Below are 13,561 nucleotides of genomic sequence, written 5' to 3' on the forward strand. Positions count from 1 at the left end.
GCCAACCTCCATAACCCAGTATATGGTCTGCCCCTATATTTTACCGCTTAATCTGAGTTAATGCGAGTCTGGAGTATTCCTATATCATCCAGTTCTGCCATTCCTCCTGCACATGCTCCTGCTGATTCATCCAATCCTTGGTCCGTTTCAGCACCTGCGTCTGGGCCTGGCCTGAAGAGAATGTATGATCAGCCTGAAAAATCACCTCTTTGTCGCAGCGCCCCTCAGGACGTGTCCAGAACAGCTTCTGGTAAAGGAAGGCATAGTCCACGGGAATCACATCATCGGAGGTTCCGTGAATCACCAGCACATCGCCGCTGAACTTAGCCGCCTCCTGAAAAGGCTGGAACGCAGCGAGCGAGTTGAAGTAGACCGGGGTGAAGTTATATCCGGCAAAATCCGAAGACCCGCTCTTAACCGAACGGTCGTAGGCTTCCCTTCCCACAATCTTTACGATATCATTGAACGGATAGCCAACCGCAGCCCACAGTACGAGATTCTTGACCCGGCGGTCCCGTACCCCGGTCAATAATGCCACTGCTCCGCCAAGACTGTGTCCGATCAGCGTTACACGCTGCGGATCCACATCTGCAGAGCTGATGCCATAATCGAGCACAGCCCGGGTCTGGGCAATCATGGATTCCATGTCCTCACTGCCGTAATTGCCGCTGCTCTCCCCGCAGCCTGCATAATCAAAGCGAATTACCATATATCCGTCCGAGGCCAGCTCACGGGCTGCTTTGACGAAGATCCGGTCCACACCGATCCGGTTGCCTACGAACCCGTGGCAGATTACCGCGAGCGGCACCCGGTCCTTGCAGCGCCCTGAGCCCCCTTTTCCACCGGATGGATAATGGATGCTCGCTGTTAATTCTTCCCCGTTATGCCGGATGATAATATTCCGTTCCATTGCCGAACCCTCCTCAGAAAGGTAACTTATCTTAAATTATAATAATTCCGATTAATTTAGTAAGATTTATATCTTAATTATACGGCTTGCGTTATTATTGTCAACAGAAAAGACCTCTTTCGCTCCACAAGGAACAAAAGAGGCCTCAAACATGCCAGGTTACCGCTTCACTCAATCGTAGCTGTCGTGAAACATATCATGGGTTTCCCGTCTGCCCGGCCAATCCCCCAGCCCATTCTCCAGCGAATCCTGCGAGGAGTCCCATAAGCTGAAGCCATCGGAATTGCCCCAATCCCCTACTCCATACGTTGGCACAGGCGCGAAGCCGTCACCCACGAATTTGCCGAATCGCTGTCTTTTCTCAGTTTCCATAACGCTCCCTGCCTTCCTTTAGCCTAGTTTGTGAAGCAGATGCAGATTCTTTAACAGTGTTCACTTATTCACAAGGATTATTCCCGGGAGCATGGATGTCCTTGCACACAGCAGCCAGGCAAACGTATACTTTAGGTTGAAGGCTGTACCGATCAACCATACTGGAGGTTTACGTCCATACAATGAAAGTCAAAGCTATGATTAAGCAAAATAATGTGCTGCGCGAGCAGATGACACCGTTTAACCGCTCTTATTATGAAGATATGCTGCTGGCGCTCCGGGCCAGCAGGCTAGATCCTGTCCGTACGGAGGAACTGCTTCTTGAGGCAGCGGCGCTCCTGCTGGAGGGACAGAGCAAGGGAAAGAATGCCAAGCAGATTTTCGGCGAGCACCCGGAGGATTATTTCAAGGAGATTGCCGGGAGCGCTCCCGCACGAACTGAACGCAGCAAGCTGAACTATTACCTGATGATTCCCTGGGCAGCACTTACCGGCCTCTTCGCTATATACGCAATTGCCGGACTCTTCCTGCTATGGAGCTCCGGGACCGCAGGTATGTTCGGCCAAATCAGCATCTTCACAATCGTGGTCGCCGGGGCAGGCTCTATTGTCCTCATCGAGCTGATTATGAAATGGATGTCCTCCTTATCCGAGGACGATGCCCCGAAGCCCAAGAAGTTCGATATCAAAGGACTTGGAATCTATATCGGCATCGCTGTCATTGCGGTATTCCTTGGGGTATATCTCGATAACCTATTTCCGGTCATTTCCCTCTCCCCGTGGGTGAGCCTCGCTCTTGCTGTGGCCGGAGGGCTTGGATTGAAATTTATATTTTTCAAATCATAGATGGCGATTTCATTTCGGGCTCATACAGGAGGAAACTTCCATGAAGAAGATACACACCATTCTTTCCGTAGCAATAGCTGCAGCTGTGGGACTGCAATCAGGCCTTGCCGGGCATGTGCTTGCTGAAGGTTCAGGAAGCAGCACCGGCGGGGCTTCCACCGCAGGCGGCAAGGCGGCTTCTGCGGTGACAGGTAGCCACGCTGATGCCGTCTACAAGACGGCCCTGACGCTGCTGGCCTCTTCCGCTAAGCTCCCGGAAGCTATTCAATACTTGAACAGCAATATTTATGCGGTCACCCCCTATCAGGCGACTATATTGACCCTGAAGCTGGAAAATCTCCACAAGGCCGCCCTGAAGGCCTGGGAGAGCAAGTTCAGCAGCAGCATTACCCAGCGGAAACTTACCTCGGTGTACAAAGCGGGAGTCAGTATGGCCAAGCTGGCCGAGAGCACAGAGGACGTGTCTTTGCGGAGCCTGCTGAAAAGCGCGGGAGAAAGCGGGTATAAGCTGGAGACGGCTGAAGGTTCCTTTTTTCCGGTAATTGATTATGCAGCCTACCGTAAATATAAGCTGTATGTTACCAGCGATATCCGTGATTATATTTCGATTATGGGTACAGAAGCAGATCTGCCCTCTTCCAAGGATAACGGACTCATCATTTCCTGGGGCGATGTTGCCGCCAGAGCGCTGGCCCAGGAGCAGTTCATTCAGGCCTATCCCAAATCCAACCGGATATCAGCGGTAAAGACCTTATATTCCATGTATGTTATCAATACCTTTTACGGGCAGAACAATACGCCGCTCTTCCATTATGACAACCTGGAGATGGATTTGGAGGCACAGAAGGCTTACAGCGGCATTCTGTCGAAGAATACCGGCAGCAGCCCGTTTCTGCAAAAGCTGGAAGGCTTCATGAAGCTGATGAAAGAGAATGACTATAAGCTGGATGACGGTGTAAAGCAATACCTGAAGACGGAAGCGCCGCTCTCCTGATCCTGTTACATTGCAAAAGGCCCGCCCCTTAATCATTGGGGCGGGCCTTTATATATTAGATCAGCATATTAAACAAATTCGGGTCCTTGTTGATCTCCAGATAATCCACGCCCTTCTGCTGCATCCGCTCGATGAGCGGGGCGTAGTCCTCCTTGTGCTGAAGCTCGATCCCAACAAGCGCCGGGCCGTTCTCCTTGTCGTTCTTCTTCGTGTATTCGAAACGGGTGATGTCATCCCCGGGTCCCAGCACTTCAGCCAGGAACTCACGCAATGCTCCGGCCCGCTGCGGAAAATTAACCATGAAATAATGCTTCAATCCTTCATAGATCAGCGAGCGCTCCTTGATCTCCTGCATCCGGTCAATGTCATTGTTGCCGCCGCTGACGATACAGACCACGGTTTTGCCCCGGATCTGATCACGGTACAGATCAAGCGCTGCAATCGGCAGCGAGCCCGCTGGTTCTACAACAATTGCATTCTCATTATACATCTCCAGAATGGTTGTGCAGGCCTTGCCTTCCGGCACCTTAACGACATCATCCAGGCGGCGGGAGCAAATGTCATAGGTCAATCCGCCGACCCGCTTCACAGCCGCTCCGTCAACGAATTTATTGATTTCCTTCAGCGTAACCACTTCTCCGCGCTCAATCGCTTCACTCATGGAGGCCGCTCCAGAAGGCTCTACGCCTATAACTTTGGTGGACGGACTAACCGTCTTCACATAGGTCGCGACACCGGCAGCCAGGCCGCCTCCGCCGATGGTGACGAACACAAAATCCGCCGGCTTGTCGAGGCTCTCCATAATCTCCATAGCAATGGTTCCGTTGCCGGCGATAATCCGCGGTTCATCGAAGGGATGGATCAGTGTCATGCTATGATCAATGCAAGCCTGGAGCGCCTCATCGTACGCATCATCGAAGGTGTCCCCCTTCAGAATCACCTCAACGTACTCGCCGCCGAACTTCCGGACCTGCTTAATCTTCTGGTTAGGGGTGGTGCTAGGCATATAGATCTTGCCTTTGATTCCTAGAGCCTTACAGGAAAACGCTACGCCCTGCGCATGGTTTCCCGCGCTGGCACAGACAATACCCTTGGCTCTGTCCTCTGCAGACAGACTGCGAATCATATTATACGCGCCGCGGATCTTGAAAGAGCGGACAATCTGCAGGTCCTCACGTTTTAGATACACATTGCAGCCGTATTTGGCCGACAGCACCCCATCCAGTTGAAGCGGGGTACGGGTAATAACCTCACGAAGCACATGATGTGCCCGCACAATATCTTCCATTCCTACGATCCGGTCTTCGCCTTCTCTCATTTATCCTCGCCTCACTGTCTTCTGTCTAATCATATCGCTTCTTGTAACATACTCTTCCGAAGACATTTTATCAAGCATTGTCCTTTCCAGGCAATACAAATACCGCTTCAGCGGGGATGAGAGTTGTTGGATTTTATGGCAGGAAGGTTTGGAGGGGGAATCTTACAGAAATATGAGGCGCAACAACAGCAGTACTTTATAAGCCTTTGCTCAAAAGAAAAACATGCAGTGTAACGCCCCGCTATTCCATTCTATTAAAATCGAAATTGCATACGCTGCTGTAATCGTTAGAAGAAACAAAGAAGGCTATGTAGTGCGTAGAGTGGTTCTTGCCTCTGTTTTATGAGGCGGAGTTTGCAGTACGATAGATCTGCGAATGGGCGTTCCACAGGTCCTCGCCAGGCAGTCTGCCGCCTGCTGAACCCGATCTTTTTCTCACTTGTGCGACATTGCTTCTCGTGTATTGATTAATCAGTTCGTCGAGCACCATCGACTGATGAAGCACGGCTGGATGATCCAAGTCGTACTGATATTGCAGATTATTCAGGTCTTGCCGGGCTTCTTCCAAAATTTTCTTTAGACATTCTACTTCTCTCACTCTTATCCCTCCTTAGTTAGTATTTTAGAGGGCTATGCCTTTTTTGGGGTGAAATTTTTTTCTGATAATTTTTATGGAGAAATCAAGAAAAGACCAGCCGTAGGACTGGTCTATCCCGAGCTATATCGTTAACTCCAGAACTATAGAAATAGATTAACCCCCATGAAAGTCAGCGGCAATGCTGAAGGAATGATTGACCCCTGCAGAAATCGGAATAACCAACACTAAAGCAAAACTAGCTACGACCAATAGGAATGCCAATTTTCTTTTCATGTTCTTCTTCCTCCTCTTTTAATAGGTTCTGATATTTATGTTGTATTTCATGGGGTGCAAATGCTCTATATTTCTCGAATAACCTCACACAGGCAAGAATGTGAGTTTCGTTGTTGATGAGGGATGACGTGAACAGACTAACCAATAAGTATTCAAAACCCTTCAGGTACAAGCATTGCCTCAGATAATACTGGGCAATCCCATACAGAAAACGGGCATGCTGCTCGGAAACCACTTGCTTCGTATATACCCCCACAGCCTCCTGATGTTGCACCTGCATATAACCGTTGATTTCAGAAGCATAATACTGCAGGATGTGATCCACATTGAAGTCAAACAGGTTAGCCGCCGCTGTAATGTTCAATAAGCCAACCAAGAGCTCGTCCTTGTTCTGCTCGATATAAGCTACATAATCGGCAAGCACGCTTTCATCCCCGCGCATCAGCTTGGACACATACATATTGGCCTCTGCCCATCCTTTATACAGCTTCAGCCAATGCAAGGTGTCCTCATCCGTTTCCTTAACCCAGCTCAAGTCTTCATAAGCGTATGCATATTGCATCTCTTGCTCATGATCGCCCCTGGCATTACAGACATTTCCCCGAAGCAGATAAGAGAAGGCCAAATATACAAACATGGGTTTCTTCGGCTTCTTGCGTTGCTCCTGTGCGGCTCTCGCCGGTTGGAGAGGTGTAAAGAGCTGAATATGCGCCAGCCGCCCCATTTCCTGGGCGATCCGATCCACCTTGTCCCAGCGTCTCATCGAACGGTACGTATTTGCCAGATCTCTTAGTGCATCCAACTGGTCTATCTCGTCAAGCCGGTCTACAAAAGGCTCAAATTGCAGCGCACATTGGAGGTTATCCTCCTGATTATCGCTTAGCCGGAGCGTAAACAAACGATACTGGCAAAAAGCCAGCCGTTCGGAATGCTGCCGTCTCTCACTGAGCGCCACACTCTCATAGAGCAGGGCCGCCGCAGCGTGCTTGCCTTCCGCGAAGAATTCCTCAGCTACCTCGAAGAGCAATGGCGAATAAGTCAGATTGTCGAGCAGTAGCGGCAGCATTTGCTCGATACAGTCCAGCTTGTCCAGCTCCGCACAACGGTACAGCAAGGGTCTGACTCTACGCCAATTCGGCACGGCTTCCACCATGCACTCCTGAATGTACTGCTCGTAGAAATGACCTTGATTCAGATCCAGCACCGCAGTCATCCGGTCCAACTGATCCACAGCCATAATCCGGTTGCCCTTCAGGATGGAACTCACCGTACCTGCGTTGAGGCCAGCCAGCCTTCCCAATTGGCTAAAGCTTAGCCCTTCGCGTTCTATAAAACTCTCCAGCTCGGTACGAATCGTGGTTGTATTGTTCAAATAAACCACCCCTTAGGCACGCTTCACAATGTCGGAAATCCCCGTTGCAGCTTCGCTAGCATTTGATAATATTTCCTAATATATTGCAAATATAACCATAAAACTCGCCCAGGTCAATTCTTTTTTTTGCATTCTCTTTTTTTCTGCATTATGTTATATAATACGTCATTTTTCGCGTTGAATTTTGTTAGATATCGCGTGATCCCATCGTGCATTGTGCTTGAGTCACCTTGCCCTGCGGGGACAGACCCAAGTGGAAAAAGGGAACTTAATTTTGTCCCCTTCCGCTCCATAGCAGCGTTTGTGGGAAAAAGTCCACCTAATACGGTCGATTCGCGACATTCTAGCTGGAATCACTCCAATTAAGTTTACTTATTCCCACTAACGTCCCTACGGAACGCTTTTGAGTATATTTAAGTTCACTTTTTCCACTTCACTCCGGGAATCATAACCTCCAAGCCCCTTCCGTAAAGCGAATCACATTCGTCCTGCGGAAATTGGGACCAAAAGTAGCTTATCCCCAGCTTTATACACGCCTTATCCCACAAGAGGCGGAAAATCATAATCTCCTAACAAACAAAAAAATCACAGCCGCATGCGGCTGTGATTGGTTGTCTGGATGATATCCTACTGCTTAAGCATCCACTTGAGCAGGTCCGGTACACTCGCCCATAGACGGGAGTGCATAATCACATATTCGATTGCCTCATTCGGATCACCCATCCCGACAAAATCCGGGAGGTTATGCGGCAGACGCTTCACACCCAGCAGGTAATCGGGCACATGCTTGTTCACGCCCCGTGCCACGCGGTACAGCATTTTGAGCTGGGAAGTGATTCCGTTCTTCTTGTACTCCAGAATGATCCGGTCATAGGCAAATGCGGCTGCGGCGTCATCCTTGCCGTACTTCTCCAGCACCTGCTCCGCCAGGTCCAACTGGTTGCTGTACAAGTACACAGCGGCGAGCAGGTAGCGTGCACCGGTATTGTCTTCCGTATTCAGCTCAAGGATATGCTCCAGGGTCTGCGCCGCTTCTTCGGCGTTTCCGCCAAACCAGCAGGACTCGGCGTAGCTTTTGCAAATGCGGATATAAGGGCGGGTCTCATGGAGGCCCCAGAAGTGTCCTTTATTCTTTGCAAAAAACAGATCGCCCAGCTCGCGTTCGCCTGCAGCGATTCCCGCCTTCAGATAAGCCCGGGCCTCTTCCTCGTTCTCCGACTCCTCGGCCAGAATGAGATAAGCGTCAGAGCTGCCCGGATACATTTCCAGCGCTGCTTGTGCCAGTTGTATTCTCCGTTTGGAAGAAGTCGCTTCCATCGCCTTGTAGAGCAGAGCCTGCGCTTTATCCTTAGGTGTGCCCGGGCCGTTCAGCGCCAGAAGCTCATCAGCCTCGCCGCCCATCCCGTACTCCTCGATATAGTTAAGCATTTCCTTAACCTTGCGTGAAATCGTCGCCGTTGTAACCTCATATTTTCCGGCAAGCTCAGCCTGCGAAATATTGAAGCCGTACTCCTCGGACAGCAGATACTCAATAGCCGCGCAGAAGGAGCCTGTCTTCTTCACGGCAGGCTTAGTCTGGCGGGAATAGCCGTTCCACAACACCAGCGCTTCATAAATCAGCTCCCGCTCATATTGGTTCCGCATACTCTCAATAAGCTGCAGCGCCAGTTGCTCATGGGCCGGATGCTCCCATTGCAGCTCACGCGCCACCATTTTTTTCAGCTTGGTCAATGTAAGCTTGCTCTCAGGCCGGATCGCGGCTGCCTGGACCGGCTGTTCTATTTCCGGCTGGATATCTGCCGGCTCATAGGCAGCCGCTTCCTCGGTTGTTACCATCCGCAATATGGATTGGACTGCGGATTTTTCTTTGTCCAGACAGCATCTTTTATATTTTTTCCCGCTTCCGCATGGGCACAACTCATTTCTTCCAACCTTACTCAAAAGTAATTCCCCCTTGAAGCTAATGATTTAAAAAAGGCCTTTCCTGAAAGGAAAGACCCTTTATCTGTATATTTCCGCACATTTTTCCCCCGTACGAGTTGTATTATAGCACTTCTTCTATCACTTGTCAGTCCTTTTTTAGGACTAATAGCGTAAAAGCCTGCTGTAATACAGTTCTTTATCCTCAGACAAGTGCCTTCATTGCAATATCGCTGCGCTTGTGCATCCCGGAAAAAGAAATTGTTTCTGCGCTGGCATATGCCGCTGCACGCGCCTCGGCAATGGTTGCGCCCATGCCAACGACTCCAAGCACCCGGCCGCCGTTCGTTACCCAGCTTCCGTCTTCGCCGCGTGCGGTTCCGGCATGAAAGATCAGCTCATCCGGTCTGTTCTCAAGCCCGGCAATCGGCACACCCTTGGGATACGTTCCGGGATACCCTTCCGAAGCCAATACCACGCAGACCGCCGCTTCCTCGCTCCATTCGATCTCGATGTCCGCCAGCCGTCCCTCGGTTACGGCAAGGAAAATCTCTAGCAGATCACTCTTCAGCCTTGGAAGAACCACTTGTGTCTCGGGATCACCGAAGCGGGCGTTGAATTCAATCGTCTTCGGCTTGCCGTCCGGTGAGATCATCAGACCGGCGAACAGCACACCGCTGAAGGAACGGCCTTCCGCCACCATCGCTTTGGCTGTCGGCTTGATAATTGTCTCCACCGCTTCATCAATAATGGCCTGATCAATATGCGGCAGCGGCGAATACGTACCCATACCTCCGGTATTGGGACCCTTATCCCCGTCATACGCCGGCTTGTGATCCTGGGCAGCAGCCATCGGGCGCACCGTCTCCCCGTCCACAAAGGCCAGAATCGACATTTCCTGCCCGGCAAGGAATTCCTCAATGACAACCTGTGCACCGGCCTCCCCGAACACCTTGGTCACCATAATATCCCGCAGGGCAAGCTCCGCTTCTTCCAGCGAGTAGGCCACGGTTACACCTTTACCTGCGGCCAGCCCGTCCGCCTTGATGACAATCGGCAGCCCCTGGCCACGCAAGTAGGCAAGCGCCGCTTCATAGTCGCTGAACTTCTCGTAAGCTGCCGTAGGAATGCTGTATTTATGGAGCAGGTCCTTCATAAAGGTTTTGCTGCCTTCAATTTCCGCTGCATTCTTGCGCGGCCCGAATACAGGGATACTATGCGCTTCGAACGCATCGACGATGCCAGCCGCAAGCGGATCATCCGGTCCGATGACAACGTAGTCGATCTCCCGCTCCTTGGCAAACGCTACCAGTTTATCGAACTCGAATACGCCGATTGGCACACACTCCGCAAGCTGCGCAATCCCGGCATTGCCGGGGGCGCAGTAGATTTTACCGGCTTTGGGGCTGCGGGACAGGCTCCAGATGATTGCATGCTCCCGGCCGCCGCCGCCAACTACTAAAATATCCATTGAAATGAAGCCCTCCCCGGCGTTCTAGTGTTTGAAATGGCGAACGCCGGTAAAGACCATGGCAATACCATATTCATTAGCAACCTTAATTGACTCTTCGTCCTTGATGGAGCCTCCCGGCTGAATAACAGCGGTAATTCCTGCCTTCGCCGCCATTTCCAGCGTATCTCCCATTGGGAAAAAGGCATCGGAAGCCAGCACGGAGCCTTTGGCTTTCTCCCCGGCCTGCTCAATGGCGATCTTGGCCGCACCGACACGGTTCATCTGGCCTGCGCCTACGCCGACTGTCATATCATCCGCAGCAAGCACGATGGCATTGGATTTCACATGCTTAACGACCTTCCAGCCGAACAGCAGTTGCTTCAATTCTTCCTCTGTAGGCTTGCGGTTGGTCACAACCTGCAGCTCCTCAGGATTAACGGAATGCACGTCGCTCTCCTGCACAACCATACCGCCCTCAATGGAGGTTACTACAAAGCTGGATTTGCGGGCCGCAGCGGTGCTGAGATTGCCGATTTTGAGCAGACGGATATTCTTTTTCTTCGTGAGAATCTCCAGCGCTTCGTCCGTGAAGCCCGGCGCCAGAACGATTTCGAGGAAAATATCCTTCAGCATATTCGCGGTATCGGAGTCAATAATCCGGTTCGCCGCAACAATGCCGCCAAAGATAGAGGTTGGATCGGCGTTGTACGCTTTTTGATAAGCTTCATATACGCTTGCCCCTACACCCACACCGCAAGGATTCATATGCTTAACCGCCACAACAGCCGGTTCTTCGAATTCCTTCACGATCTGCAGCGCTGCATTGGCATCGTTGATATTGTTGTAGGACAGCTCTTTGCCATGCAGCTGCTCAGCAGCCGTGAGCGTATCCTGCGCAGCCAGCGGCTTGCGGTAGAATGCAGCCTTCTGGTGCGGGTTCTCGCCATAACGCAGATCCTGGATTTTCTCGTAAGTCACAGTATAGCGCTCCGGCAGCGGTTCACCGGTCACATTCGCCAGATAATCAGAAATCAAGGCATCATAAGCCGCCGTGTGGCGGAACACTTTTGCCGCAAGACGTTTGCGTGTTTCAAGAGTCGTATCTCCACCTGCGCGCACTTCCTCAAGTACAGTCGCATAATCGGCTGCATCCACCACCACACTGACAAAAGCATGGTTCTTCGCCGCCGAACGCAGCATTGTCGGTCCGCCGATGTCAATGTTCTCGATCGCTTCCTCGTAGGATACATTAGGCTTAGCAATCGTCTCTGCGAACGGATACAGGTTAACCACTACCAGGTCGATGTAGTCGAGACCCAATTCCTGCATCTGCTTCGTATGCTCTTCGTTGTCACGAACTGCCAGAAGGCCGCTGTGTACGGCGGGATGGAGTGTTTTAACACGTCCGTCCATAATTTCCGGGAACCCTGTCACATCGGAAATACCGATGACCGGTACGCCTTCTTTGGCGAGAAGTGTGCTGGTGCCGCCTGTAGAGATGATTTCTACGCCCAATGCAGACAGCTCGCGGCAAAAATCCACGATGCCCTGTTTGTCCGATACGCTGACCAGCGCTCTTTTGATACTCACTTTGAATAGTCCTCCTCCGGAAAATACAAGATTTAGTTTCTGGTAATCTGATCTGCTATGTGAAAAATAACGCTGTGAAAATGATCTTGCCCATTTATTGCCGCTATCTTTAGAAGCCGCGTTTACGACAAACGTCTGCAATGCAAGCAAAATCTACTGACGCTCGACACCCGGGTACCCGCCGCGCGATATTTCCCGAGAAATATCAGAAACGCTGGGGCTTGTCCGGACGGGAAGGTCGATTGTTGCCGCTACTATCGGATAACCGTCTTTCTGCCATCCAGTTCTATCTTTCCAGCAGCTAAAGCGCCCACAACTTCAGGATACAGCTCATACTCCACCTTATGGATACGTTCCGCTAACGATTCAGCAGTATCCTGAGGCTCTACGGCAACACTGCGCTGAGCGATTACCGGACCGGTATCCATGCCCCCATCAACAAAATGCACTGTCACTCCCGTCAGCTTCACGCCGTAATCCAGCGCTTGGCCTATCGCGTCTTTTCCGGCAAAGGCCGGCAGCAGCGAGGGATGAATGTTAACGATCCGTCCGGCGTATGGCGTCAGCAGCACCGGCGTAATCAGGCGCATGTATCCTGCCAGCACGACCAGTCCGATGTCCCGGCGCTGCAGCTCGGCTACAATCTCTGCCTCATAAAGCTCCCGGCTTGCGAAGTCCTTCGGCCGCAGCAGAAGAGATGGAATGCCCGCCTCCTCCGCACGCTGTGCCACAGGCGCTTCCGGCCTGTCGGAGACCAACAGCTCAATGCGGCCTCCGCCAAGCTTACCGGCCTTCTCAGCCTCTGCCAGTGCGGCAAAATTGCTGCCCTGCCCGGAGGCAAACACAGCGATCCGGCTCCATTGCATCACACTTCAGCTCCCGTAAAGGTAACCTTGCGTTCCCCTTCAGTCACTCTGCCGATCAGGTAGGCTTCTTCCCCGCTTGCTTGGAGCAGCTCCAGCGCATGTTGTCCATCCGCCTCAGCGACAACCAGCACCAGGCCCACACCCATATTGAAGGTGGTGAACATATCACGGTTGCTCACATTGCCTTTGTTCTGCAGCAAATCGAAGATCGGCAAAATCGGCCAGGAGCCATAATTAATTTCCACGTTCACACCCTCAGGCAGCACGCGCGGAATGTTCTCGATGAACCCGCCTCCTGTAATATGGGCCATGCCCTTGACCGGAAGCTGCTCCAGCAGCGCCAGCAACGGCTTCACATAAATCTTGGTAGGAGCCAGCAGCACATCCACAAGCGGAGCGCCCAGCTCAGGAACCACATCGTTCAGCCCGTAGCCGCCATCCTCCAGCAAAAGCTTGCGCACCAGCGAGAACCCGTTGCTGTGCACACCGCTGGAAGCAAGGCCGATTACCGTGTCCCCCGGTGCAATGTCCGCACCTGTCACCAGCTTGGCCTTGTCAGCCACGCCAACCGTAAATCCGGCGATATCATATTCGCCCGCAGCGTACATACCCGGCATCTCGGCAGTCTCGCCGCCGATCAAGGCGCAGCCTGCCTGGTGGCAGCCTTCAGCGATTCCGGCTACAATCGCCTCGATCTTCTCCGGCACGACCTTGTCGCAAGCCAGATAATCCAGGAAGAACAGCGGTTCTGCACCCTGTACCACAATATCGTTCACACACATCGCTACGGCATCAATACCAATCGTGTCGTGGCGATCCGCCGCGAAAGCGATCTTGAGCTTCGTGCCTACGCCATCGGTTCCCGATACGAGCACCGGCTCTTCGTATTTGTCTTTATTCAAGCCGAAAAGCGCGCCGAAGCCGCCCAGCTCCGTCATGACTTCAGGACGGTAGGTGCGCTTCACATGCTTCTTCATGCGTTCTACCGCTTCATTGCCAGCCGCAATATCCACTCCGGCGTTTTTATAAGCTTCCGACACTTTTGGACAC

The 13,561-nt window shown here is 52.0% G+C and carries 12 protein-coding genes; 2 read left to right on the forward strand and 10 right to left on the reverse strand.

What is annotated here, in order from left to right; translation table 11 throughout:
• Positions 1-79: 79 nt before the first annotated feature.
• Together AC0LWN_RS25535 and AC0LWN_RS25540 are read right to left on the reverse strand one after the other, a co-directional pair.
• A complete protein-coding gene (locus AC0LWN_RS25535) occupies positions 80-910 on the reverse strand; it encodes an alpha/beta hydrolase family protein (RefSeq protein ID WP_474670353.1) in 831 nt (276 codons plus the stop codon).
• Between the two features lie 171 nt (positions 911-1,081).
• Entirely contained in the window at positions 1,082-1,282 is a 201-nt protein-coding gene (locus AC0LWN_RS25540) for a hypothetical protein (RefSeq protein WP_458967053.1), read from the reverse strand.
• Between the two features lie 182 nt (positions 1,283-1,464).
• Here AC0LWN_RS25540 and AC0LWN_RS25545 point away from each other — a divergent pair, with 182 nt between their 5' ends.
• Complete coding sequence (locus tag AC0LWN_RS25545) at positions 1,465-2,127, forward strand: DUF1129 family protein (RefSeq protein ID WP_474670355.1); 663 nt, start codon at positions 1,465-1,467, stop codon at positions 2,125-2,127.
• Between the two features lie 40 nt (positions 2,128-2,167).
• Positions 2,168-3,121, forward strand: coding sequence for a hypothetical protein (locus tag AC0LWN_RS25550; RefSeq protein WP_474670357.1), 954 nt, complete (start codon positions 2,168-2,170; stop codon positions 3,119-3,121).
• 55 nt (positions 3,122-3,176) lie between these two features.
• Here AC0LWN_RS25550 and ilvA read toward each other — a convergent pair whose 3' ends face one another.
• The 8 genes from ilvA to purM all read right to left on the reverse strand — a co-directional run bounded on the left by ilvA (position 3,177) and on the right by purM (position 13,551).
• Positions 3,177-4,439, reverse strand: coding sequence for a threonine ammonia-lyase IlvA (ilvA, locus tag AC0LWN_RS25555; protein ID WP_474670359.1), 1,263 nt, complete (start codon positions 4,437-4,439; stop codon positions 3,177-3,179).
• Between the two features lie 340 nt (positions 4,440-4,779).
• Complete coding sequence (locus AC0LWN_RS25560) at positions 4,780-5,037, reverse strand: aspartyl-phosphate phosphatase Spo0E family protein (protein ID WP_474670361.1); 258 nt, start codon at positions 5,035-5,037, stop codon at positions 4,780-4,782.
• 235 nt (positions 5,038-5,272) lie between these two features.
• Entirely contained in the window at positions 5,273-6,682 is a 1,410-nt protein-coding gene (locus AC0LWN_RS25565; RefSeq protein WP_474670363.1) for a helix-turn-helix domain-containing protein, read from the reverse strand.
• Positions 6,683-7,309: 627 nt separating this feature from the next.
• Positions 7,310-8,623 (reverse strand): SEC-C metal-binding domain-containing protein, encoded by a 1,314-nt coding sequence (locus AC0LWN_RS25570; protein ID WP_474670365.1) that lies wholly within the window; start codon positions 8,621-8,623, stop codon positions 7,310-7,312.
• Between the two features lie 184 nt (positions 8,624-8,807).
• Entirely contained in the window at positions 8,808-10,073 is a 1,266-nt protein-coding gene (purD, locus tag AC0LWN_RS25575; RefSeq protein ID WP_474670367.1) for a phosphoribosylamine--glycine ligase, read from the reverse strand.
• A gap of 24 nt (positions 10,074-10,097) precedes the next feature.
• Positions 10,098-11,645, reverse strand: coding sequence for a bifunctional phosphoribosylaminoimidazolecarboxamide formyltransferase/IMP cyclohydrolase (gene purH / locus AC0LWN_RS25580; RefSeq protein ID WP_474670369.1), 1,548 nt, complete (start codon positions 11,643-11,645; stop codon positions 10,098-10,100).
• Positions 11,646-11,899: 254 nt separating this feature from the next.
• On the reverse strand, positions 11,900-12,511 hold the full coding sequence (gene purN, locus AC0LWN_RS25585) for a phosphoribosylglycinamide formyltransferase (protein WP_474670371.1): 612 nt from the start codon (positions 12,509-12,511) through the stop codon (positions 11,900-11,902).
• On the reverse strand, positions 12,511-13,551 hold the full coding sequence (gene purM / locus AC0LWN_RS25590; RefSeq protein WP_474670373.1) for a phosphoribosylformylglycinamidine cyclo-ligase: 1,041 nt from the start codon (positions 13,549-13,551) through the stop codon (positions 12,511-12,513). Before purM ends, purN begins: the two co-directional genes overlap by 1 nt.
• Positions 13,552-13,561 lie beyond the last annotated feature (10 nt).

Source organism: Paenibacillus sp. sgz302115 (assembly GCF_056120445.1).

Bases quoted from the DNA above. Each gene is read 5' to 3' on its own strand.
- AC0LWN_RS25535 (WP_474670353.1), bottom strand. From the start codon at position 910: ATGGAACGGAATATTATCATCCGGCATAACGGGGAAGAATTAACAGCG.
- purN (WP_474670371.1), bottom strand. From the start codon at position 12,511: ATGCAATGGAGCCGGATCGCTGTGTTTGCCTCCGGGCAGGGCAGCAAT.
- AC0LWN_RS25540 (WP_458967053.1), bottom strand. From the start codon at position 1,282: ATGGAAACTGAGAAAAGACAGCGATTCGGCAAATTCGTGGGTGACGGC.
- AC0LWN_RS25550 (WP_474670357.1), top strand. From the start codon at position 2,168: ATGAAGAAGATACACACCATTCTTTCCGTAGCAATAGCTGCAGCTGTG.
- purD (WP_474670367.1), bottom strand. From the start codon at position 10,073: ATGGATATTTTAGTAGTTGGCGGCGGCGGCCGGGAGCATGCAATCATC.
- AC0LWN_RS25545 (WP_474670355.1), top strand. From the start codon at position 1,465: ATGAAAGTCAAAGCTATGATTAAGCAAAATAATGTGCTGCGCGAGCAG.
- ilvA (WP_474670359.1), bottom strand. From the start codon at position 4,439: ATGAGAGAAGGCGAAGACCGGATCGTAGGAATGGAAGATATTGTGCGG.